General features: G+C 44.7%; 24 protein-coding genes. 12 read left to right on the forward strand and 12 right to left on the reverse strand.

Features of this window, described 5'->3' with window-relative positions:
* Positions 1–70 precede the first annotated feature (70 nt).
* Positions 71–2503: a hypothetical protein gene (locus A3729_RS21795; RefSeq protein ID WP_068514238.1), complete on the forward strand. Its 2433-nt coding sequence runs from the start codon at positions 71–73 to the stop codon at positions 2501–2503.
* Between the two features lie 82 nt (positions 2504–2585).
* On the opposite strand, the gene A3729_RS21800 is transcribed toward A3729_RS21795, so the two are convergent.
* Positions 2586–4121: a fatty acyl-CoA reductase gene (locus tag A3729_RS21800; protein WP_068554578.1), complete on the reverse strand. Its 1536-nt coding sequence runs from the start codon at positions 4119–4121 to the stop codon at positions 2586–2588.
* A 322-nt stretch (positions 4122–4443) separates the two neighbouring features.
* On the opposite strand from A3729_RS21800, the gene A3729_RS21805 reads away from it, so the two are divergent.
* Positions 4444–4800 (forward strand): YibL family ribosome-associated protein, encoded by a 357-nt coding sequence (locus A3729_RS21805; RefSeq protein WP_068554580.1) that lies wholly within the window; start codon positions 4444–4446, stop codon positions 4798–4800.
* A gap of 65 nt (positions 4801–4865) precedes the next feature.
* Here A3729_RS21805 and A3729_RS21810 read toward each other — a convergent pair whose 3' ends face one another.
* Together A3729_RS21810 and A3729_RS21815 are read right to left on the reverse strand one after the other, a co-directional pair.
* Positions 4866–5567: an LrgB family protein gene (locus tag A3729_RS21810; RefSeq protein WP_068508010.1), complete on the reverse strand. Its 702-nt coding sequence runs from the start codon at positions 5565–5567 to the stop codon at positions 4866–4868.
* Between the two features lie 11 nt (positions 5568–5578).
* Positions 5579–5932 (reverse strand): CidA/LrgA family protein, encoded by a 354-nt coding sequence (locus A3729_RS21815; protein WP_068514244.1) that lies wholly within the window; start codon positions 5930–5932, stop codon positions 5579–5581.
* Positions 5933–6117: 185 nt separating this feature from the next.
* On the opposite strand from A3729_RS21815, the gene yeiP reads away from it, so the two are divergent.
* Positions 6118–6693: an elongation factor P-like protein YeiP gene (gene yeiP / locus A3729_RS21820; RefSeq protein WP_068514246.1), complete on the forward strand. Its 576-nt coding sequence runs from the start codon at positions 6118–6120 to the stop codon at positions 6691–6693.
* Between the two features lie 148 nt (positions 6694–6841).
* The gene (locus A3729_RS31810) at positions 6842–7012 is read left to right on the forward strand and encodes a hypothetical protein (RefSeq protein ID WP_156490659.1); all 171 of its coding nucleotides are present in this window, start codon (positions 6842–6844) and stop codon (positions 7010–7012) included.
* Here the strand turns inward: A3729_RS31810 and A3729_RS21825 are convergent.
* Positions 7009–7545: a hypothetical protein gene (locus A3729_RS21825; RefSeq protein WP_068514249.1), complete on the reverse strand. Its 537-nt coding sequence runs from the start codon at positions 7543–7545 to the stop codon at positions 7009–7011. The two genes, A3729_RS31810 and A3729_RS21825, sit on opposite strands and share 4 nt — an antisense overlap.
* A gap of 149 nt (positions 7546–7694) precedes the next feature.
* On the opposite strand from A3729_RS21825, the gene arfB reads away from it, so the two are divergent.
* The 3 genes from arfB (at position 7695) to A3729_RS21840 (ending at position 8846) form a co-directional block, all read left to right on the forward strand.
* A complete protein-coding gene (arfB, locus tag A3729_RS21830) occupies positions 7695–8111 on the forward strand; it encodes an alternative ribosome rescue aminoacyl-tRNA hydrolase ArfB (protein WP_068514252.1) in 417 nt (138 codons plus the stop codon).
* Between the two features lie 94 nt (positions 8112–8205).
* A complete protein-coding gene (locus A3729_RS21835) occupies positions 8206–8514 on the forward strand; it encodes a helix-turn-helix transcriptional regulator (RefSeq protein WP_068506631.1) in 309 nt (102 codons plus the stop codon).
* Between the two features lie 5 nt (positions 8515–8519).
* A complete protein-coding gene (locus A3729_RS21840) occupies positions 8520–8846 on the forward strand; it encodes a hypothetical protein (protein ID WP_304438921.1) in 327 nt (108 codons plus the stop codon).
* Between the two features lie 2 nt (positions 8847–8848).
* Here the strand turns inward: A3729_RS21840 and A3729_RS21845 are convergent, their stop codons facing one another.
* From A3729_RS21845 to A3729_RS21855, 3 genes are read right to left on the reverse strand one after another with little or no spacing between them, the layout of a single operon-like run.
* Complete coding sequence (locus tag A3729_RS21845) at positions 8849–9727, reverse strand: 3'(2'),5'-bisphosphate nucleotidase CysQ (RefSeq protein WP_068514256.1); 879 nt, start codon at positions 9725–9727, stop codon at positions 8849–8851.
* A 2-nt stretch (positions 9728–9729) separates the two neighbouring features.
* Positions 9730–10719: a phosphotransferase gene (locus A3729_RS21850; protein WP_068514260.1), complete on the reverse strand. Its 990-nt coding sequence runs from the start codon at positions 10717–10719 to the stop codon at positions 9730–9732.
* On the reverse strand, positions 10716–11108 hold the full coding sequence (locus tag A3729_RS21855; protein WP_068514263.1) for a hypothetical protein: 393 nt from the start codon (positions 11106–11108) through the stop codon (positions 10716–10718). Before A3729_RS21855 ends, A3729_RS21850 begins: the two co-directional genes overlap by 4 nt.
* A gap of 168 nt (positions 11109–11276) precedes the next feature.
* Between A3729_RS21855 and A3729_RS21860 the strand changes: the two genes are divergently transcribed.
* Positions 11277–12236, forward strand: coding sequence for a DMT family transporter (locus A3729_RS21860; protein WP_068514268.1), 960 nt, complete (start codon positions 11277–11279; stop codon positions 12234–12236).
* Here the strand turns inward: A3729_RS21860 and A3729_RS21865 are convergent.
* The 3 genes from A3729_RS21865 to A3729_RS21875 form a co-directional block, all read right to left on the reverse strand.
* Positions 12233–13864, reverse strand: a complete 1632-nt coding sequence (locus tag A3729_RS21865) for a tetratricopeptide repeat-containing response regulator (RefSeq protein ID WP_068514271.1) — start codon at positions 13862–13864, stop codon at positions 12233–12235. The genes A3729_RS21860 and A3729_RS21865 overlap by 4 nt on opposite strands.
* A 107-nt stretch (positions 13865–13971) precedes the next feature.
* Positions 13972–15057: a GGDEF domain-containing protein gene (locus A3729_RS21870; protein WP_068514273.1), complete on the reverse strand. Its 1086-nt coding sequence runs from the start codon at positions 15055–15057 to the stop codon at positions 13972–13974.
* A 126-nt stretch (positions 15058–15183) separates the two neighbouring features.
* The gene (locus A3729_RS21875) at positions 15184–15681 is read right to left on the reverse strand and encodes a CoA pyrophosphatase (protein ID WP_197470177.1); all 498 of its coding nucleotides are present in this window, start codon (positions 15679–15681) and stop codon (positions 15184–15186) included.
* A 302-nt stretch (positions 15682–15983) separates the two neighbouring features.
* On the opposite strand from A3729_RS21875, the gene A3729_RS21880 reads away from it, so the two are divergent.
* Entirely contained in the window at positions 15984–16358 is a 375-nt protein-coding gene (locus A3729_RS21880) for a hypothetical protein (protein ID WP_068514279.1), read from the forward strand.
* Between the two features lie 180 nt (positions 16359–16538).
* Entirely contained in the window at positions 16539–16811 is a 273-nt protein-coding gene (locus A3729_RS21885; RefSeq protein WP_068514281.1) for a hypothetical protein, read from the forward strand.
* Here A3729_RS21885 and A3729_RS21890 read toward each other — a convergent pair.
* The gene (locus A3729_RS21890) at positions 16797–17975 is read right to left on the reverse strand and encodes a mechanosensitive ion channel domain-containing protein (protein ID WP_068514284.1); all 1179 of its coding nucleotides are present in this window, start codon (positions 17973–17975) and stop codon (positions 16797–16799) included. The genes A3729_RS21885 and A3729_RS21890 overlap by 15 nt on opposite strands.
* A 129-nt stretch (positions 17976–18104) precedes the next feature.
* Positions 18105–19718, reverse strand: a complete 1614-nt coding sequence (gene norR / locus A3729_RS21895; RefSeq protein WP_231872120.1) for a nitric oxide reductase transcriptional regulator NorR — start codon at positions 19716–19718, stop codon at positions 18105–18107.
* A gap of 397 nt (positions 19719–20115) precedes the next feature.
* Here norR and A3729_RS21900 point away from each other — a divergent pair, with 397 nt between their 5' ends.
* Together A3729_RS21900 and A3729_RS21905 are read left to right on the forward strand one after the other, a co-directional pair.
* A complete protein-coding gene (locus A3729_RS21900; RefSeq protein ID WP_068514287.1) occupies positions 20116–21744 on the forward strand; it encodes a cytochrome D1 domain-containing protein in 1629 nt (542 codons plus the stop codon).
* Between the two features lie 127 nt (positions 21745–21871).
* On the forward strand, positions 21872–23626 hold the full coding sequence (locus tag A3729_RS21905; RefSeq protein WP_068634270.1) for a NapC/NirT family cytochrome c: 1755 nt from the start codon (positions 21872–21874) through the stop codon (positions 23624–23626).
* Positions 23627–23656: the final 30 nt, after the last annotated feature.

A 23656-nucleotide genomic window follows, 5' to 3' on the forward strand; every position in this document is an offset into this window, starting at 1 on the left:
AGGTAGCTGTAAAACATTGTGTTCTTTGGGCTATAAAAATAAATATATTAAGATATCCAAGGGGATAACCATGCCGGGTTTAGTTAAGAAAACCATCACCGTGCTTGTGGCCGCATCCGCAAGCATTGCCAATGCTACGATTGACCTTTCAGGCTTACCGGGTGAATTTCCTCACCAAGAAGAAGTTTGTGCCAGTGATTTAGCGAGAGAAGCCTTACGCGCCGAGTCAGCGTCTCAGGCCTTGAATACGCCGTTCATAGATATGATAAAGGTGGGTGATGAGCTTGTCTGGACTCGTATGGGGACTCAAAGCCCGGTACTTGTACCTGGCGATATTGTCACGCTAATCGGCTCAAACTTCGGTGCAGGTGTGGATATAGATTTTAGCAAAATCATGCTGGGTAATACCCGTATTCTTGAAACTGATTTACGTATGTTTGATCAGAAGCTTGCTGTGTCAGATCAGGTTAATTACGAAACAGAGCAGCAAGTTGATGCATGGGATAAAAACGTTATTAGCTGGCAAGATGACCGTATTGTATTCAGGGTACCTGACCATGCTAGCAGCGGTCCCTTGATTGTGCAGGTACAAAAACGAACGGGTTATAATGAGTCCTTGCTACACCCAGGTTCTCCACATACCGTTATTGATGCACAGACCTCTCGTATTATCAGCGATACGTTTCAGCATGAATGTGACGTTGTGTCACAGCTGAGTGATGCCGTTGCCAGCACGCCGATTGATATAGATGTTAATAACCCGAACTTCTCTGATTTGGTGACAGAAGGTCGAAAGATATTCTGGTCGTACGACTACAATATTGGTGTCGCACATGCGGTACGAAACCTGGATTGGAAGGCGATCTTTAACTATCGTTCGTTTGACCCGGTTAAAGGAGGCTATGCTGACCCGAGAGAGTTGTTTGGCGCCTATAAAACGGTCAGAGGGCAAGTGCCGAATGAAGCGATGGATGATGTTTACTTTGATCCTTACCCAATGCCAACCCCGATCCCCGGCTTCCTCACCTTGGGTTCTGCCAAGCTTGAAGGCAATACAAAAGATACAGGTTGGGTAGGATATCGCTATGCAGAAGGTAATCACCCTTATACAGGGCCGGGTGAATTTGCCGGTTTCAACTGTGCGTCGTGCCACGGTTATCAAATCACTTACCAAAACGTCAATGGCGAAGATGAAACAAAGGTTTTCCCTGGCTTGCCTAACCCTGAATGGACCATGAAGTGGACAGTTTTACAGACGCCGCTAAAAACCTTCAAGGGCATTTATGAGAAGGAGCCAGGGCCAGACTGGGCACCGGAAGAAGAAAAAGTTGCCAAAGATATGTTGATCTATCATATGCCTGCCGGTGCCGGTGAGCATAACTTGGTTAGAATCAAAGGAGAGGGCAGCCATACCGATAATGATTATCAGTTTTCACCGATCGCAATTCCAAATGTGACCAACTATATGTCGATTCGACGTTCTCTGTCGCATACCGAATCCTATGTCGGTTTTGAAGGTTCTTATGTGCATGCAGAAGAGCCGGACGGTGCGCAAGGGGCAATGAGAAAAGCGCCTTTACAAGCCTTAACCGCGTACATGACCCAGCTTGATGAGGACGATGACTTACTACGTGAAATTGGTATGTATCGCTGGTTGAAGCAGAAGGGTTTACTTGTCGACCAAACAGAAACCGGTACAGTCATAGAGACCTATACCGAGATGGTACCGCAGCCGCCTAAGCGGGGCTGGTTTGGTATTAAGATACCTCAACCAGATAAAGAGGTAACGAAAACGCGCGAAATACCAGCATTGCAAGAAGGACAGTTTATTAGCCAGGGCTGGCAGTCCTATCCAAAAGTTTCTGCAGCGATAGCAAGAGGTAAAGAGACCTTCGATCGCGATTGCGGCAGCTGCCACAATGATGGCGTCGGTGCCAACACAAATGAAAAGATGTTGCGTTTGGATGAAGTTGGCAGATTTTTCTCTCCAACGATTTACCAAAAAGAGGTCGAGTCGATTCGCGCGACATTCTTACGTGATATGTACTGGGTGCAGAATCGTGGCTTGCTATCTGACGGTCACGTGAGAAATATGAGTGATCTGGTATCTCCAGCTCGTTGTGATAGCAACTCTGAAATGTACCAACAATATTACACCTTGCATGCACCGGTTCGACCTGCGCCCGGCTCTGTCGATCAGCCGATTACTACACCGGACTTAAATCGCAGAGGCGATGTATTCAGGGTGCCCAAGTCGGACTACATTACCAGGTTGGATCGAGGTTACAAGCGCAACCGCTTTATCGAAAAGCACAAATACTTTAGTGAAGTGTCTTGGGATGACGACCACTACTACTGGGATTACCAGAAGATGCGTCGTGAATTTGGTGTAGATGAAATGGGGACACCTGGCCCGGTTGGTTTACCAGCGACACCACACCCATGGTGTACATCGAATACTGAGGAGGTTTCAGATTTGGTTCAGTACATTATGACGCTGTAAGCTTGAGCGAGTAGACAAAGGCCAGCCCCGATTAGACTAAGGGAATGTTCAATCGGGGCTGGCTAAAGGCTCAGTTTATCTATTAGTCAGTAACGGACAATTCTTTGGTCTTCACCTGCTTAACCAGTGCATTTTTCGCAACTTCGTTTATCGCATATTTTTCAATGCCGGCTAAATGGGTTTTACCAAAATATCGATACCAGTTAATTAGCTTGGCATCGACAGGGAACTCTCCGTCAGACTTTTCGCCTAGCTCTTCAGCTAAGGCTAGTAGCTTGCCATTATGAAAGCGGTATTTGGGAAAACCATAAAAAGAAAACGTGGTCGACAAGGTTAAGGCTGTATCTATATTCTTGTGCATGCGGTTTTTGCGTTTTTTAAAGCCGATTTTTGATCGAACGTCTTGCAATATATCCAGCGGCACTTGAGCTGCTTTCATCGATGCTTCAAAGACAGACTTAGAGACAAAGGTAAATTCTTTCGAAGGCTTTTTAGCCTTAAACAGCTTTGGGTAGGCCTTGTAGTTTGATTGGGCTTCATCAACCATTGCGCGCTTTAGTTCAGCAACTGTCACCGGGTTAGATGAGCTGCTGCAGCATTGGTAAATGTTTGTTTCGCCGGGTGACTTCAGTGCTTTGGTCATGGACAGAATAACGCTATTAGCGACTAAGTCTGCGGGAATAATGTCCATTGCTGCATGCGGGTCAGCAGGGAAGTAAGAGATTTTTCCACGAGCGTAGGCAAATACAATGGCATCGGCAACTTTTATGCCTTCAATCCACCCAGGTACTGGCGCACGAAGTGTACTTTCGATAATTGAAGGTCTAAGTATGACAAGAGAGCTCGTATCTAGTTTCTCTATTAGTAGCTGCTCGCCAAGCCACTTTGTGAAGGTATAAGTGTCATTCCAGCCGTAGCGATGGGCTTGCTCGATCCCCAGGTCAACCAAGGCGTTCTTTTGTTCTTCTTTCGTGCTTGAGGGCAAAAATGCGCGTGCGATTCTGTCTTGTAGTGAATGGATTAAACCTTCGACTAGATAGTGACCTTGTGCATTGCGTGGGACTTTTCGTTTATATGGCCCTGTTGTCTCTTCGTAAATCTCACCTTTGTTTAAGCCATGAACATAGCATGTCGAAACCTGTACAACGGGTGTTCCTTCTCCACGCTGCGATAATTCGATAATATTCTTTAAGCTTAAGGTGTTGATTGCTAGAGCCTTGTCTAGCGGTTCTCTAAAGTCGACACTCGCAGCAGAGTTTACGATGACGTCGATTTTTGAAGCAAGTTCATCAAAACTATCTTCGTCTAAGCCGAATAGCTTATCTGTTAGTTGGCCGCTGACGATGTTAAGTTTTGTCAGACAAAAGTTCTTGAATGCCTGTTCATCTAGGCTCTTTAAGTGTCCAAAGACTGAAGAGCTAAGTACTTCTTGCTCAAGACGTTCCTGAGCTGAATTGTATCGTGCGTTGCCGCGAATGAGTAAATGAATACTGGCAACATCGGGAGTGGATCGAATAATTTTTTCGAGTACAACTTTGCCGAGAAACCCGGTACACCCTGTGATTAAAATATTTTTCCCTTTGAGGGTCTCTTTTACCATTGAAGATTCTTGAGTCATCGCATACCTGCCTAGCACCTGAGTTAATCTGAAAGCCTTATACCCGAGTAAATCACAATATCCCGTATGGGGCTTGTTGTGCCGCAAGATACGGCAAACTATAAACATTTTTGGTGCGTAACTTCACAGTACGAGATGTTCATCACATTAATTTTTAGTAGTAGAGTATATGCACTAATTTTTAGTTTTTGGCTCGTTGTTATTGCTGGAGGCTCGGGTTATTTGAATTGTGATCGAATCCTTTGGTTAATTACTGTACAATCTCGCTCCCTTTGACTACTGCGTCTAATATTCAGTAGTTCCCTTTGCGCCAGGAGTTATCATGAGTTTCAAGCAAGACCTTCAAGCACTACAAAATACCTTAGACAAAAAACGGAATACCTTAGTGGCCGCAGAGAAGCGTTTTAATCAGGTATTGGTCGGGCAAACAAAGCGTGATATCGAGTCTATCAATAAACAGATTTCTGCTTTAAAGCAGGCAAAAGCTTCAGACGTAAGTAGTAAATGCGCTCAACTTAAGGCAATGAAGTTTCATCGAGCGCTTCTCAAAGAAGAGCAGGCAGACATGGGTAAACTCAAGAAGTCTGTGAAAGGGCTTGTAGTCGTGCATCCATTGACGGCGCTCGGTCGAGAGATGGGCGTGAGTGAAGTAACCGGGTATGCTAGAAAAGCGTTCTGATTTTCAAGGTCTTAAGAGTCGTTATTTCCTGAGTGCCATCTCAGCGATGAACCAGGAGTGTGCTGCTAGAACAACCAGAAGCATAATGGCAGTAAGATCGCGGTAAAAATGCCATTGACGATCATTGCAAGAATCGAATAAGCGCCGCACTTGGAACTAATTTCAAAAGCTTTAACCGTGCCAATGGCATGTGCGCTGAGCCCTAGGGCAAGGCCTTTTTCCTCGTCATTTGTAATATTAAAGCGTTTGAACACAAGCGGTGCAATGACTGCACCAAAAACGCCGGTAATCATCACAAAGCCAGCTGCTAAAGATGCGACCGCGCCAGTTTCTTCTGAAACCAGCACAGCAACCGCTGTGGTGACCGACTTGGTGAGCATGGCAAGAATTGACTCGTCACTTGCTTTGAACAAAAGTAAAACGCCTACCGCAAGCAATACCGTCAAAAAACCTCCCAAGCATATTAGGGCGATGAGAGTCTTTATTTTTGAACGCATATGGCGGCCTTCATAAAATAAGGGGATGGCTAAAGCAACAATTGAGGGCGCCAGGAACCAATGAATTATTTGTACTGATTCGAAGTAATCTTGATACGAAATATTCAGTGTTAAGAGCAGCGCGATCATGGTCCCTGAACCGAGGAGTACAGGTTGCAATAAAGGGTGAAGGCCTGACTTAAGGTAAATTCTTCTGACTGCCCAGTAAACGGCTGCTGTTGTTAATATCATAGACAGGTCAAAGAAGTAGGGGAGCTTAAATTCAGACATTAGTTCCACCGCTAAGACTCCTCAAGTTCTTGGCTTTTTTCTAGCTTTTCGATCAGCCAAGGCGTGGTCACTAGGGTAAAGATAACGCTGCTGGAAATTGCTATCAGAATCGCTAGCCATTCTTTTTTTATCAGGTGCCAGTGATCCATAATGCCAATACACGAAGGCATGATTAGCAAAGGAATCAGAATAGTCAGTACTTGGCTGGAGCGGTCTAAAGAGGCCCCTGTTTTGCCCCGTAATACACATATACCGGTCAATAACAGCAGGCCTAGAATCGCACCAGGTACCGGAATGTTAAACAGTTCAGTGACTAATGAAGCGAAGATGCTTATCGCACATAAAATTAGCAAACCAAAGATCATTAATATTTCCTGTGAGTTGGGGCGGCTATTTTACACATATTGGGTCATTAAATTTAAGTTTGTGTATCATGCAAAATAACGTTGCTTATAGAGATAGATATGAAACTCTTTTATTACTTCACCTTATCAATTCCAAGTTTACCCGACTATAATAGCGCCAAAACAATATTCAGGAGTTAAAACGAATGCCTAAAGCAAGTGAAATTAAGAAGAACGCTGCCGTTGAAATGAATGGTGAAGCTTATATTGTTCGCGATATCGAGCGCTCTGTTCCACAAGGCCGTGCAGGCGGAAGTTTGTATCGTATGCGTATGTACAATGTGGCGACAAACCATAAGATTGATGAAACTTTCAAAGACTCCGATATGCTGTCACTTGCAGATTTGGACCGCCGCCCGGTAACTTTTTCATATGCTGATGGTGATGAATACGTTTTTATGGATAGCGAAGACTACTCTTCATATAGTCTGGATAAAGAAAGCATCGCTGATGAGTTATTGTTTATGGCCGAAGATGCGCAAGGCTTGCTGGTTGTGATGGTAAACGAGGCTCCGGTTGCACTGGAGTTACCTAGTACTGTTGAGCTGGAAATTGTAGAAACTGACCCAGCTTTAAAAGGTGGCTCGGCTACCGCGCGTACCAAACCTGCAATCTTAACGACGGGTTTAACGGTACAAGTGCCAGAGCACATTTCTACTGGTGACCGTATTAAGATCAATGTTGAAGAGCGCAAGTTTACTGGGCGAGCAGAGTCTAAATAATTTTTTCGCGTCGGCGTTTGAGATAAAGCCTTTATGCCGATAGGTGAGGCAGGCAAGTAAAAATGCCTGCCTAAAATATTAAATAATTTGTTGAAAAATAGAAGCTTAGCGTCTTTACTTAATGTAAATATTTACATTGAGGGTGGTCATGGCTCGTACAAACTCAGCAGAATCAGTTCGGCAGCATGCGATAGAGAAGGCAAAGGCCGGTTTAGGTATTTCTAGTTGCCCTTATCCTAAAAAGTCTCCTTTTCAGGCTGTGTGGATAAAGGCATTTGTTCGTGAAGCACAATTAGACTGGATAAGTGCCGCCAGCTAAGGCTCGATCAGTAAGCTCGACTCCCAGTAGTGCCCCTTACCATGAAAGCGTTGGTAATATAAATCCGTATAATGTATCACTCGGGTGCCGTAGCCAGGTTCATGGATATAAACCCTGTCGTGGTCGTCATAACCATAGATCACAAGGTAGTGCCCGCTATAATACGGTCCGTATTGAAGCATGACAGGGCTGCCTTGACGTAGTTGAGACCTTATTTCAATCAGGCTTAATGTTCCGCTAACATAGCTATCTAAACCTCCCAAATCCCATAAGAGCCAACTGATGTCATCGATAGTCGGTGTGCTCTCTGTATCTAAATATACATACTGATAGTCTAATAAATCTTGTTGAGAGTAATAAAGTTGGTGGTGACGTAAGATGATTTCAGTTGCCCTTGCCCAACTGCTATCACTTTCTCTATAGGGTGTGGTCTCGATCTCCAGTATATAAGAACCTTGCTGGCTTGTGATATGGCAGCCGGAAATCAGCATTGTGATCGCTATCAGTACCGCCGCTTTGTTTATGCTTTTCATACATACTCCTGCTTGTTTATTAATATCTGTACATTGTGAAACAAGTAAGCTGAATGAAAGCTGAACGTGAGACTTGTGTTTTTTCCTGTCATCCCCGTGAGTTATAAGTTACTGTTAGCGGTATATTCAATGCATTAAATACCTTTCTCATGCCGCTTAAGATTAACGACTACGTCACTATTCCTGATGAAGAGCTTCAGCTCTCTGCTATTCGTTCTCAAGGTGCGGGTGGTCAGAATGTGAATAAAGTTTCGTCTGCCATTCACTTGCGCTTTGATATCAAAGCATCTTCGCTTTCGGATTTTTATAAAGAGCGGCTGCTAGGCCTTAAGGATAGCCGTATCAACAAAGAGGGCGTCTTAGTGATCAAGGCGCAGCAGTTTCGTACCCAAGAGAAGAATCGTGAAGATGCGCTGGCTCGTTTAGTGGCTTTAATTCAAGCAGCAACGGTTGTTCATAAAACCCGGCGGCCAACGAAACCTAGTCGAAACTCTCAGCGAAAGCGCATGGATAGTAAGACCAAACACAGTCGAACCAAGGCGCTTCGCGGTCGGGTTAGAGACTAAACCTATTTAAGTCTTAGTCAGGTTTCTATTTTATATTTCCAATATTCTGGAAGTATGGTTGTGGTGGAGGCAGTTTATCTATAAGCTCCCTATTATGGATATCGAAAATGCAGCAAAACAATTAGAAGCTTTGGGTAATGTTACTCGCCTTGAAATCTTTCGGACTCTGATCCAGGCGGGGCAGAGTGGTATGACAGTGGGCGACATACAGAAAAAGTTGGGTATACCTGCTTCAACCTTGTCACATCATATTTCCAAGCTGATGCAATGCGCTTTGCTTAGCCAGCAAAGGGAAAGTAGAAACTTATACTGCAAAGCGAACTTTGCCAACATGACAGAGTTAATGTCTTTTTTGATGAGAAATTGTTGCTCGGCGGATGAGAAGTCTAAGTCCTGTTTATAGGTGTGGTGAATCGATTGCCACAGCAAGGTGATTTTCTGGCGAATATTCATCAGGGTGCGCGTTGCGAAGCTGGAGAGGTTTCGCTCAGAGAGCAGTATATAATCGATACGATGCGCCCTTTCTTATTAAATGAAGGCATTGCTCTGGCTGGGCTCGACTTTATTGGTGGTTATATTACCGAGGTTAATATTACTAGCCCTTCAGCCATTCGGCAGATCAATACAGTAAGTGATCAGGAAATACAGAAAGTCTTGGTTGATGGCATTGAAGCTAGACTCAAGAATAAATTTGCTAAAGCTTGCTGTGACAGTTTCTACTCAAAAGCGAGTTGAATCTAGCCGGAATACAAAGACTGAATCACGGCTACAAGCTCTTTTTCGGTACTGAAGATAACGCCGTTTTGGTTCATGAAGGTGCTGTCTGCTTTATTCAGTTCTAGAACTTGTCCCTTATAATCACAAACAAATGCACCGGCTTCTGAACAGATACACGCGGTGGCAGCAAAATCCCAAAGGCTACCGCCGCCGTCTTCTTTTTTGGGCGGCTTAAAGTAGCATGCGGGTGGATTTTCTAAAGCCTGTATGGCGTTCATTACTGCACCGCAGTGATGAATTTCATTGATTTGAGTTAAGCCCTTATTTGTACGCCATTGGTCGATTGCTTTGTGGATATCAGGAAAGTCAGGCCTTTTTAGAAGGCTGCGATCACAGGGGAGCGTTAGCTGCTCAGTACGAAGTTCGTTTTCCGGGCGCCAGGCTTGGCCATTCAAATAGAGGCCTTGCTCTGTAATAGCCGAGTACATTCTGTCTTTTACCGGGTCATATACCACACCAATTAGAGATTTACCTGTTTTCGAAACCAGGGCGATTGATACAGAATAACCAGGTCTTGCTTGTGTAAAGGCTAGCGTTCCATCTATTGGGTCAATGCACCAAAAAGCTTCTTTTATCAGGCGTTGCTTGTCATCTTCTTGCTCCTCACTGAGTACTGCCAAGTTGTACTTTCTTACGCTGTCGTCCAAATGATCAAGAATTAGCTTCTCACAACGCAAGTCGACTTCGGTTAGTACTTGTGATGCTTCGCTTGAACCTGTCGATTTAGTTAGGATTTCAACTTTCTTATTGGCATAAGTCATTATGACAGCGCCTGCCAGTTGGGCTGCTTCTCGAGCGTATTGAGCGAGTTCCTTGAGATCAGTGGGGGAGAGTTTCATGCCTAACTCTCCTTAGCTTGATTTAGTTGCGAGATTACTTTGCGTGATTGCTGCTCACTGTAGGCGTTGACCTTCCAATGTTCAGGGCTCCAACCTTTAAGGAAGCGGTGAAAGTCGGCCCATGCCACTGAAAATAAAGGGCGCCAGGAGGCTTCAACCTTGCTAGGGTTTATATTGCTTTGGTGTTTGAGCAAAGCCTGTTTAAGTTGTTCAAAGTAGCTATCGAGTAGCTGATTTTCATAGCGCTGGCAGTCTTCTTCATGCAAACAGCTGCCAATAAAGTAGGCCAGATCTTTCATCCCGCAGCCTCCCCCTACGTATTGAAAGTCTACAGCTGCTACAGACTTGCCATCTTCAGAGAAGCAAAAGTTTGCCAACTTGGCGTCGCCATGTACGAAGGTTTGATAAGGGCTGCTTGCGAGTGCGAAGTCGATTCGTGAGGCAGCGCTCTTTAGTGCTTGATCTTCTAGTGCTTCAAGCTCATCAGGGCGAGTATCGAGGTGCCAATATGTCCCTGTTTTCCATAAAGAGTCGGGTGCGTGCCCCATAAATTTGGCATGGAAGTTAGCTAGCCAGCCCAAGCAAGTGTGCATGTCTGTAAGCTTTGCTGACTCTTTTACAATAGGAAAACCTTCGGCTGCAAGGTCTTCCATGATGATTAAAAACTCACCCTCAGAGCTTGCAGTGTCCAAGCACTTTGGGACTCTGCTAGATTCATCGCATAGTGCGCTAAAATCTCTATACCAGGCACACTCAACTTGATAGGAGTATATTTTTCGTTGATGAGAGCGCTGAGTATTCCAGCCTCTGGGGTGCTGACTTTTTTCAGGAAGCTTAACGTGTTTTACGATGACTTGGCTTGCCTGACAGCCTTCCAACTTGTACCGGCTAATTACTCCGTAACCACTCCATAAGCTTTGGATATCTTCAAGCTTAATAATAGAACGAGCCCTGGTCACGTTTAAAATTTGAGACGATAGCGAATGGCTCATGCTAGGTGGCGCCTATCATTCAAAGCAAATAGCCCCTTTCCTAATCGGTAAAGTACCCAAACGCCAACTGCCAACATAATAGGAACCCCAATGATTGCGCCAATAATGGTCACGATCAGAATCCAGGCAATGACTAAACCAACCAAGGCTTTCCAGAAAGTTGTGATTAACCAGTCAAAGTGGGAATACAAGAAGGTACCGTCGGCATCACCCCGCCAGATATAGCTCATAACCAATGCTATGATCGAAGGCCAGCCGGTAAGGAAAGCCGTCAGAATAAACGCTGGCGTTAACAGGCCACTTATAGCACTAAAAATATGTAAGGCATAAATAAGGTAGGTGATTTTAAGCAAGGATGCTGAAGGCTTACCAGGCATATCGGGGAACATTGAGTTTGCACCTTTATATTGACGGTTTTGGTGGAGTTGTAGCTAAGTAAACGATATGGCGAGAAGTATTTAATGGCAAGTTAATCATTAGAAAACAGTGTTTCAATGTTATTAGAGTCAACAACTCTTGGGCGGTTTCTGTTATTGTCGTGAAGCGCTTTTGCACTAATGACATTTAAGGCCAGGGCTATCTCTCATTCGATACGAAATTACGAACTGCTGCTCGTTGCGGTGACGCTTATTGCTGCTGCGGGATGGGTGTTCACCAAAAGCGCCCTGGCAGAGTTTTCACCTTACATCTTTTTAGCACTGAGGTTTTCATTAGCGGCGCTGGTGCTGGTTCTAATGTCCTGGCCGCAATTGGTGGTGCTTAAGCGGCATCAGTTTGTTAAGGGAATAGGTACGGGTATCCTGTTAGGTTGTGCATTGTTGCTTTGGGTCTTAGCGGTGGACCAAACCGATAATATCGGCGAAGGTGCTTTTATCGTGAGCTTGGCAGTCGTCTTCGTTCCGCTAATCGCGCGACTAATCTTTGGTACCAAGATCACCTTCTACCTTATTTGTGCGTTGATTCCCGCAGTTATTGGTTTGGCGCTTTTAGCATTACGGGCTGAGCCAGGAGGTGGTTTGGGCTTTGAATTTAAGGAATCCCATGCTTTCTTCTTTATGTCAACTTTGGGTTTTGCGCTGCATGTCATTTTGACGGGGCGTTATGCACAAGGTATCTCTTATATGGCTCTGACATCTTTACAGCTTGTCGCCATTGCAATCGTCGCGACAGTTGCCGCACTGCTAACTGAGAGTTGGCCAGCTGATTTATCCTATATGGCTTGGGTGTGGCTGTTGTGCAGCGCTTTTATCGCTACAAGTTTACGTTTCGCCTTGCAAACTAAAGCGCTAGCAAAACTGGACCCAAACAGTGCGGCCATGGTTTTTATTCTGGAGCCCGTGTGGACAGCAATCTTAGGCGCATATTTCTTAAGCGAAAGAATGACAAGCAATCAGCTGCTGGGTTGTGTGTTAATTTTTTGTGGGATACTGGTTTACCGCATACCCTTGTTACGAAGCTATTTCCGTCGCTATATAGAAGGTAGGAAGAAAGCGCCACTGAAAGAGGAGTCGCTTTAGTCTTTTGCTTCTTCCATGCTGGCGCGGCGCTCGATTAAATAATGATAGCGTGAATACTCTTTGTGGTGACGGGGAATATGTCTGACTCGATGCAGGTACTCGTCGACTTCTTTCAATAAGCTAGCATCCGCACTGCGTTTATATAGTCGTAGTAGTACTTGCGCCAAATTCAGGTTGAGCGAGATATGCCTTGGGGTGAGGGGAAGGGCGCGTCTTAGCTCCTCTGCTGCCTCTTTAACTTTTTTCTCTCCATAGAGTTTGATACCCATTTTATTAATTTTAGCTGCTCGCTGGCGGGTTTCACTGCCAATTCCCTTGTTGAGCTGCGAGTAAATATCTTCAACCAGTGCACTATCTTCTTTTGCCAGGTCAGCCGCGCGTTCCAGTAAATGTTCCGACTTGTCCTCTTCCCCCAGACTGCTTAGTGTTTGTGCTGCTAGTTTAAGGCTACTCGCAGAGAGGTCTTGAGCGTCATGACTTTCGCCTAGCAGGTCGTCAAGAGCTTGCTTGGCTTCGTCGATGTTGCCGATATTTGCATTGACATTGGCAGCGACTAATTTTGTATGCTCTTCGATATTCCCCTGATTAGCGAAGCGTTTGGCACTTTTATCAAGCAAGTCGAAGGCTTCCTTAACATGTGGGTTGGCATTGATATCGCCACCCTCTTGCTTGGCAACGTCTGCAAGGTAATTAACGAAATCGAAGCAGTGTTCTGGCCGGGCGTAGACAGACTGTTCACTGTGCTTCATTACGTTTTGATAGGCTTCGATTGCGCCCTTACTATCTTTATTTTCTGAGCATAGCTCTGCCAATTGCTTTTGTCTGTGCAGGGAGTTTGGAGACCGCGAGATAGCTTGTTCGACGGTTGCCTGGGCCTCTTTGGTTTTATCTTGTCTTTGCAGTACCTGCGCAAGAAGGTCCAAAGCTTCAACTTGCTCCGGGTCTTTGGTAATTATGACCCGTAGTAGTTTTTCTGCATCCTCATAATGTTTACGCCGAATCATGATTCTTGCCAGCCCATATTCGGCCCAGGTAAAATCGCTTGCTTTAAGGATGCCTTCGTATAGCTCGCGTGCCTCGTCGATGTGTCCGATTTTACTTAGCAGCCAGGCTTTTGTCTTCATGCAGCGAAGTACGTAATTGCCTTTCTCGGCAATTTTCTCGTCACAATATGCAATTGCTGAGTGATAGTCGCCATCATCTATAGCAGTGTCAATTGCACTCATCGCTTCTTTCATTTTTAGCGCTTTGCTTAAGCGTTGTTTCAAATCATTGGGTGTGATCGGTTTTACCAGGTAGCCATCGGGTTCGTTCTCGACGGTGCCCATAACCTTACTGCGATCAACTTCGGCTGAAACAATAAAAAATAAGTCCGAGAACTTTAACAGTTTCTTGTAGCGTAGCTCCTCAAGTAACTCCTGGCCGTTTTTGCCTTTGCCTAAGTCATAGTTGCACAGCGTAACGTCGTAATTGACGTTCTGAAAACCTGAGACAACATTTTGTGCACTGCTTGCTGTGTCAACGAGCTTAAGGCCAAGTGACATCAGTGTCTTTTTGGTAGAAAAACGGAAGGAGTCTAGTTCATCGACGATGAGAAAGCGTTTCTTGGCAAATTCTTCCAGTGACATAAGGTTTTATATGAGTGTAGATTTATGAGCTCAAATATGAGCGGAGCATGCCGCTTGGTAGGCGGGTGTTTATTTGATTATAGGTTAACTTGAGCCATTGTCTTTTTTTATTGTGACTCTATTTTAATCTTGATAGCTTGCTGACAATCACTTCTAATCATATTCCGGCCAGCACTTTTAGCATCGTAAAGCAGGCCGTCGACTCGGTTTAGAAAGCTTTCTGCGGTGTCGCACTCTCTTAGTATGGATAAGCCACCTGAAATAGTGACACTTTCTATCGGGGTGCCACCTTTCTTCTTGGTGAGCTTTGTTTTTGCGACGTTTGCTTGAACCTGATGAGCGACTGAGCTGCCACCAGCTGCTTCGGTATTAGGGAGTATGATTGCGAACTCTTCGCCGCCATAACGGGCAACAAAGTCCCCGCCTTTCACGCTGCGCTTGATCGTCTCGGCGACAAAGCGTAGTACCCGGTCTCCAACAAGGTGTCCGTGCGCGTCGTTTACACGTTTAAAGAAATCAATATCCAGAAGAATTAAGGCTAAAGGGCTATTATCTAGCTGGGATTTTTTTATCGCAGTACTGAGCTGCTCATCAAAGCCTCTTCTGTTACCTACGCCTGTAAGGCTATCTTGGTAGACCTCTTCGCCCATTTTTTCTAGAGACTCCTGAAGGCTGTTAATCTCTGAACTTAGATGATAAACCTTGCTGAGCGCTTGGTGGTTTCGGGATCTGCACTTCTTTGTTTCTGCTAATAGAACCTGAATAATTGATTGAAGGGAGTTTACCTCGGGGTCATGAGTCAGGTCGTCTGCACAGGAATATAAAGCAGCGCTATAGGACTCCATGCCGCTATTCAGTTCGCTTAATTCGGATTGAAGTAAGGTGATCAAGGCTCTTATCGCTTGACGCATTTCACTAAGCTTTTGTTCAGGAATTTCAACGAAATATTCGTTGAACAAATGTTCACAAGTGCTCGCGGAAAAATCTCCGCCTTTGGATATACGTTTATCAATCGCTTTTTTTAGGTCGAGTTTTCTATCTGCATAATATTCGTACCAAACACTATAGACTTCAGGGGTGGCGGGAATAGACAGTTCATTTATTTTTGCAACAGCTAATCGCAGCCACTTGACGCTCTCGGATAACTCGACATTTTGTCGATTATTTGAGGGCGCGTCAGAATACTTGCTCATGGGTATACCTGTTTAAACTATTACTACATTATATAGTCGAAAAGTAACTGAAATGTTAGCAAAACTTTGTTGAATTAATTTGACACTTGAGGTGAGTATTTTGTAACGCTTCCATCACTACTATTGCTACTTTGTAAATTCGTCAATCATTCGTAAGGTTAAACCCCATATGCGTCGGCTTTTGTACCAATAGCAAGGCACTGTTAGTGATACCCCGCGAGCCTTCCATTGCATACTTTCACGGTTGGCCGGAAGTTCAAAATGCTTGATTGGCACCCATAAAGTTTCAGCGACTTCATGGTTTAATACAAAATCCACATTCAGCTGTAGTTCGAAGGTGAATGCTGAAATAACCATTGGTCGTAGACCTGAGTGGGTTTTGGTGAGCTGGTCAGATATGCGCCCTAATGGTGCTAGGTGGCCGGCATCTAAGCCTATTTCTTCTCGTAGTTCGCGCAGAGCCGTGTGATAAATATTGGCATCTGTAGCGTCCATCTTACCACCAGGAAAAGCCATATCACCAGACCAGGGGTCACCCGGTCGCTCGGCGCGTTTGATCAGCAAAACCTGACGACCTTGGCTAGGGTGATCCCGAAAAATAATTGCCACGGCAGCTCGTGTCATCCACCTTCTACCGGGAATTCTTTTACCTTTGTTGTGCATACCTTGCTTGTCATAGCTCTATTTAATTTGAGAAAAATTACCTTAACATACTAAAGATAATTCATCTTCATAAAGCTCAGTGCCTGAGCTTATTCACATTAAGCAAGTTGTCGCTTATTGAAAGTAACCGTGACTCACAAGCTATCATGAGAAAAGCTTGAAGTAGATAAGTTTGCGTGTTTGAATAGCATTAAATGAGTAATGGCCGATTCTAGGCTCTGGCTCTTTATCTTCCTGTAACCTTGAGCGATAAGAACTGAAATATGCTTGATGATATAAAAGAATTCTTTGACCGCTTTGTGCGAGATTTTTCTTCATTTGATGGGGCCCTGATTGCAAGTCGATACCAAGCGCCTTATTTGGCTGTCACTTCAGATGCCGCAGTATGGGAGTGTGCAGCGCCGTCTGACCTGGTCGAATATTTCCAAAGCTTGCTTGATAAACACTCTGCAGAGGGTGTAACACATACCAAGTACGAAAACCTCGAAGTCACCGAGATTGGCCGTAGCTGCTTCCTTGCCTCAGTCACATGGACGATGATGAACGATTCGGGCGACACGGTCTCTAACTGGCGTGAGTCTTATAACTTGATCAAAACAGCTGATGGCTTGAAGATTTTTACGTCTATCGACCACTAAGTGTCCTTGCTGAATATTCATTAAAAAGCCGATGCCTTCAGTGTCGGCTTTTTCTTTTCTGCTTTCCTTAAAGTTTTTCTCAAGCGTTGCATTTGCTCTTAATTGCTTCAAATAAGCTATATTTAAAGTATGAGCCAGTTCTTATGGCATTATTCTTTGTGGAGAAGGGGCACATTACTTATGACTAAACCAAGCGATGACGAACTAAAAAAAGCCTTAGCCAAAGCTGCTGAAATGCGTGAAAGTGGTGTGGACTCTGACTTCATAGCCAAGTCTCTGTTAAGCTTAAATTACCGATTTGAGGTGTGGCAGAAAGTGGTAGATGCAGCAAAGCATTATCTGCACTCAGGTCAAGCCACGCACGAGCATGCGGTGCTGGTTAAGGCTCTAAGAGATGCAGAAGCAATCGACTCCCGCAATGAAGAGCATGAGCCGCCTCTAGGCTTGAGCTAGTTCGCTAAGCTTGCCAGCATTTTCAACGTTTTTTAGCTCAAGTTTCGCTAATTGTGGTGTGGATAAATCAATGCCCTCAATAATGGACGCCGTATATACCGCGTCATTCACGCGAAAGATTGTTCCCATCAAATGCTTTCGAATCGTTGCCGTAACTTTTGTATTTGGAATTCGATCAAGATAGATCCACAGCGTATATTCTAGTGCGTAATCACCCGCGTGCGTAAGTGCCCACTCGAATTGCCGGGTTTGGTTGATTTTAATATCGGGTTTTTCAAGGCAGTTTTCTTGCGCAAGGCTAAAAAACTTATCGATTTTCGCTTTGAAGTCTGCCAGCTGTTTTTGTCGTTCGTCTTTTGTTTTGCCATCAAATTCAGGGTAGCCAATGTTGTAGCTCAAGGCTTGGCGTACGCCATCAGTACTCGCTACGCGACTGAGGTTATCGATTTTATTTTGAATGAACTGATTGTTCCGCACGAGCGTTCGATGGTTATTACGGATGTCGTAGAGAATCACATATATCAGCGTTACCTTGCTGATGACATACTCCGTTTCATCATCGCCGATGACGACGACGTCTCCGTCTTCGAGAATTTGCGTATTCAGGATGATTAAGCCGCTAATAATATCAGGTGCCCAGATGTTGCTGGTAAAGGCTAGGAAGGCAAATAGGATTCCGAATATGCCAGTCGTTTCCAGCATACTATCGGCGCCCCAAATTTTAATGAGGGTGAACAGCGTTGCCAGAATGATGACAAACAGGATAATGATATCTACTAGACGGCTTGAGTAGGTGTCTAGAAAAACAGGCTTCTCATCAACAACTTTTTCGAGGCCGAACTTCTTGCGAGATTGGCGGCTACAAATACTGTAAATCAGGATGCTGAGATACAGAGTGGTGAGACTTAAACCCAAGTGTATAAAGAAGTTTTCGTAGCTATTGTTGAGTCTGAGAAAAACCAGATGGACGATATGAAGAATCAGCACCAGGCCGTTTAAGGCGCGAAACAGTGTGACTTTGACGCCGCTATCACGTGCGCCATCAATGAAGCTTATAATCGGCTTTGCATACAGGAATAAGCCAATGTTGAATACAAATACCAGAATATGTGCTGTCCATGTTGTTGTGGACAACTGCGGTAATAACCACTCTAAAGCTTGCATAGTAAAAGACGCCTAAGAAAAGTGAGCTTGTGTCGCATTGCTTCATGCAGACGCCAACGGTCAGATCTTAGCTAATTATGATGAACTTTAGACTTGAATCAAGGGAAAGCTTCGCTTCTCTTCAAGCCTTTATAGCTCCAGGCGTTTAATTAAGCGATAGAAATTACTTCGGTTTACGCCCAAGTCACGTGCTGCAGCCGCCTGGTTTCCCTGATGTTGGTCCAGAATATGAATAATATAATTTCTCTGGAAATCATCGACTGCGTCTTTAAGATTACCTTTTGGTGTAAATGAAAAAAGGTTACTGTTCTCTTCATTCACTAGCGGGTGTTCCTTGCCGTTAGTTTTTGGCTGACCGTTTTGAAGGTGAATATCCAGGTAGGAGGCGTCGATAACGATGGAACGGTTGTGTCGGCCTTGATCAGCAATCGCTTTTAATGCTGAGCGGCTGAGCATATGTTCTAACTCTCGTACGTTTCCGGGCCAATCATATTGAGTGAGGAGGTGCTTGGCATCGCTCGTGATTCTGAGTCCTTCGACACCTAAGCGCTTTTGATTTATTTCTAGTAAATAACCCGCAAGTAAGAGAATATCTTTGCCTCTTTCTCGAAGAGGGGGTATGTGAACCGGGTAGACACTTAGTCGATGGTAAAGGTCTGCTCGAAATCGATGTTCTGCGACCTCGTTTTGTAAGTCGCGATTGGTTGCGGCGACGATACGTACGTCTACCTGAATGTTCTTATCTGAGCCGACACGCTGAATCTCGCCGCTTTGCAGCGCTCTGAGTAACTTTGGCTGGATGGACAAGGGAAGCTCACCAATTTCATCAAGAAAAAGTGTCCCCTCATGTGCGATTTCAAATTTCCCCGCTCGGTCTGAAACCGCGCCAGAGAATGCGCCTTTGACGTGACCGAATAATTCACTTTCTGCAATATTCTCGGGGAGCGCTGCACAGTTTACATAAACCAACGGCCCTTTGGAGCGTGGAGACATATTGTGAACTTGTCGTGCGACGAGCTCTTTACCAACACCTGTTTCACCGAGTACCAGTACACTCAAGTCAGATTGTGCGACGATATCTAGCTCATCTTTCAGATTCATCATCACATCGCTCTGGCCGATCATCTCGCTGTCAGAGCTTTTCAGCAAAGTTTGACTGACTAATCGGTGGTGAGCTGCACTGGCTTCAAGTGAATCGATTCGTTCGGCTGCCTTAACCGCCGCTTCGGTGAGTTTGGTAAATGTCCTCAGCTGGTCCTTATCAATCTGGTCAAAGGTGCCAGGTTCAAGCGCATCTAAGGTAAGTAGTCCCCACGGCTTTTCATTAATTAATAAGGGAATGCCCATACAGTCGTGTACATCAGGGTGTTGGTTGTTTTCACCGATTAATCCATCGTAAGGGTCAGGTAGGTCTGAGTTCGCCTCAAAGTGTACCAGCCCTTTTGAATGGATCACTTGAGACAGTCTGGGATGTTCAGTAATGATGAATCGTCTTCCTAGTACGTCATCGCTTAATCCTTTCATTGCAATAGGGCGAAGTTGACTGCCTTCCAGTTTCAAAACCGCCGCCGCATCGAACGGAAATATATTCTGCATATTGTTAAGCAGTCGCTGATAGCGACTTGCTTCAGGTAAGTCTCTAGGGAGGTCGGAAATGATCGACGTAATCGTCTCGAATAATGAACCTGTTGTTGTCATATCTACCTCACTGTTGTCGAAATGATTTCTTGCTAAGGCGGTCATTATGATTTCCCTTGTTATAAATATTGTTATTTTTCAGCGCTTTATGTGTTGGTACGAAACTTGAGTATAGCTAGGTGAGACCTCCGGAATCGAAGCGGAGTATGGCAGTGAGGGAGCGGTGTTAATTTGATTGAGGTCAAGTAAACCGTCTTTTCAAATGATCTATCCACGAAGGAAGGAGGTATCTACCACTTTAAGGGTAGGTGTGGTTAGAGAGGAAGATAACGTTTTGAGAGAGACGTTGTAAGAAGATAGCAACACATATTTTTGGAGTAGTAACTTTTTTCGAACATAGCACTTCTTATAGCTTTATTGGGGATTCACGGCTTAAAGGGGGAAGTCGGACAAAAGACCCAAACGACAAATAGCGACAACAATTAACAGGAGTTCGCATACGATGAAGAACACAAAACATATATTGTCAGCATTAGCTCTAGCAATGGGCGTTGGCATGGGAGCCGGGGTTCAGGCAGCAACAAACACTGCACCAACCTTAACCCCTGAAGAATTCGACAAAGCAAAATCCATGTACTTTCAGCGTTGTGCGGGTTGTCATGGTGTATTACGTAAGGGGGCAACAGGTAAAAGTTTGATGCCTGAAGAAACCCTTAAGAAAGGAACCAAGCGTCTGTCTCGTATTATTGAGCTAGGTACTGAAGGTGGCATGAACAACTTTGATGATCTCTTCACTAAAGATGAGATTGACCTTCTTGCGAAGTATATTCAGTTGGAGCCTCCTGTTCCACCAGAGATGTCTTTAGCGATGATGAAAGAGCGGACCAAAGAATATATCGCTCTTAAAGACTATCCAACTAAACCTCTACATGGCCGTAATTGGGAGAACTTCTTTGTTGTCATTGAGCGTGATGCAGGTCTTGCTGCCATCATCGATGGTGACAAACATGAAATTGTTGCACACATCGATACGGGTTATGCAGTACACGTAATCAAGGGTACTGAGCACCATAAAACTGATCATGCGAAAGACGTAGGTCGTTTCTGGTACACCATTGGTCGTGACGGTAAGGTTAACAAGATCGATTTATGGCAGACGCCAGACAAGATGTTGGTAGCTGAAACTCAAATGGCGTATGACGCACGAGATATCGCTGTTTCCGGTGATGGCAAATATGTTATCGCTGGTGGTTATTGGCCTCCGCACTTCGTAATCATGGATGCAGAAACACTTGAACCTCTGAAAGTAGTTTCTTCTCGTGGTGTTAATGTTGACGGTGAGTATGTCGAAGAGTCTCGCGTTGCGGCGATCTACACAACACCTAATGAGCCAACTTGGATGGTTGCGATCAAAGAGTTAGGTCAAATGTGGCAGGTTGATTACAGCGACATCAATAACCTACGTATTGATCAAATGGATACTGCTAAGTTCTTGCATGATGGTTTCTTTGACCCAACAGGTCGTTACTTCCAAATCGCAGCAAACGCTTCAAACAAGATGGTTGTTGTTGATACGAAAGATCGTAAGTTAGAGAAAATGATCGATGTTGCTTCATTGCCTCACCCGGGTCCTGGTGCTAACTGGACTGATAAAGAGTGTGGCCCTGTTGGTGCAACGACTCACCTAGGTATTGGTGAAGTATCTGTTTGGGGCAACGACCCGATTGGTCATCCTGACCAAGCGTGGAAGCTGTGCTACACAGTTGAGACAGACGGTGCGGGCGTATTTATTCGTACCCATCCAACATCTCAATATGTATGGGCAGATCAGCTTAAGCACCCAGAGCCAGAAGTTCAGCAAAGTGTTCAGGTATTTGATAAGGACACACACGAAATCGTTAAAACTATTCGTGTAACTGAAGAAGAAGGTAAAGCGGCCTTGCACATGGAGTTCAACAAAGATGGTACTGAGGTTTGGGTATCTGTCTGGAACCGAACTGACAACAAGAACCCAACTGGTGAAATCGTTGTTTACGATGCGAAGACTCTTAAAGAGATTACTCGTATTAAAGGTTTAACAACGCCTACTGGTAAGTTTAACGTGTTTAACCGTGCTAACCACAAAACCTAATTACCGTTAGTAATAGTTATCTAGGTAATTAGTACTCCTGAAGAAGAGTACTTAGGTGCTCTTCTTCAACCTTCTCGGATTTAAGTAATTGAATTTTAGAATATTAAAGTTCTAGGGAGTCTCATCAATGAGTGCAGCAAATCTTGTTAAAGGTCTGATGACGAGAAAAATATTGTTCGGGGCGACAGTCACGGCAGCATTATTTTTCATGTTAGTCGGTGTCATCTTCTGGGGCGGATTTAACACTGCGATGGAGCAAACCAATACCCTAGAGTTCTGTATCAGTTGTCACGAAATGGAAGACAACGTTTATAAAGAATACCAGTCAACTATTCACTACACCAACCGCAGTGGCGTTAGAGCAAGCTGTTCAGATTGCCACGTGCCTGATCCATGGGTGCATAAAGTTGTTCGTAAGATAAAAGCTTCTAATGAGTTATGGCATAAAGCTTTGGGAAGTATTGATACGCCAGAAAAGTTTGATGCCAAGCGCTTCACGATGGCAAAGAAAGTTTGGGGTGAAATGAAAGCGACAGACTCACGCGAGTGTCGAAACTGTCATGACTTCGAAACCATGTTGCCAGAAAACCAAAAGCCTCGCGCTCGTAAACAGCATTTGAATGCGATGACAGCAGGTAACACTTGTATTGATTGCCACAAAGGTATTGCGCACAAGCCTGTGCATGATGAGTTGACTGACGAAGAAATTGACGAACTCACTACACCAGACCCAGAAATCGCAATCGGTATTCCGGCTCACTGGCAAGAATTTTTAGATAAAGAAGCTGCTGCTAAAGCAGAGAAGAAGCGTTTAGCAGAAGAAGCGGCTAAGAAAGCAGCAGAACAAGCAGCTAAAGCAGCGGAAGAGGCAAAGATTGCGGCAGCTTTAGCTGCAGAGAAAGCTAAGAAAGAGGCTGCAAATAAGCCTAAGAAAACTGAGGCTAAAAAGGCTCCCGCCAAGAAAACTGCTGCAAAATCATCTATCAATTGGGCTGCAGTACCTGCAAGAGAAATCGGTGTTTTCTATCCTGGCCAGGCGTCAATGGAGTGGGTATTAGGACGTAAGCATGGTGGTAAGCGTTCATTCACGAAAGGTGATCGCTGTATGGACTGTCATGAGGAAGAAATTGCAGATATTGGACAAAAGATTGTGACAGGCGAGAAGCTGGAAGATCAGGTGATTCCCGGTAAGCGTGGCAGCATTCCAGTGGCGGTTAAAGCAGCACATGATAGCAAGAGCTTATATATGCAATTTACTTGGGAAGATACTGAACACCAGCCAGTACCCTTTGCAGAAGGTGGCAAGATGGATGCGATGAATCAAATGAAATTGGCCTTTATGTTAGCGACTGACGAAGTTGAGTACGCAGATCGAGCAGGTTGCTGGGGAACCTGTCATGCCGATGCCGATGACATGCCTTTCGCGCCTGAGGGTCAGAGTGTAACTAAGTATCTAAAAGAGAGCCGTACGAAGATTGAGCTTAAAGGCCGAAACAAAAAACCGCTTGGTGGTTGGGATAAGCGTAAGGAAGACGCTGAGATCAAAGCAGAATTTGACGCTCAGCACTTCATGGATATCGTGCGCTACAAGTCGGGTGACAAGAGTATTGAATACGGCAGTATCTTGGCAGACCGCTTGATGAACGAAGGTGTGATTAGTGAAGCGATAGCAAACAAAGTTGGCAATAAGTGGGTGGTTGAAATCAAGCGTCCTCTGGTAGCTGACGGTGACGGCAATATCAGTCTGGACACCGCTCAAAGCTACAACTTTGGTTTCGCGATTCATGACGATTACAGCAACGGCCGTTTCCATCATGTATCACTTGGGTACAAATTGGGCTTCGATAATGCCGATGTAGAAATCAATGCAGTTAAGCAATAAAAGCTAGTAAATAAGAAAACGGTGAGCGTT

This window comes from Oleiphilus sp. HI0043 (assembly GCF_001634935.1).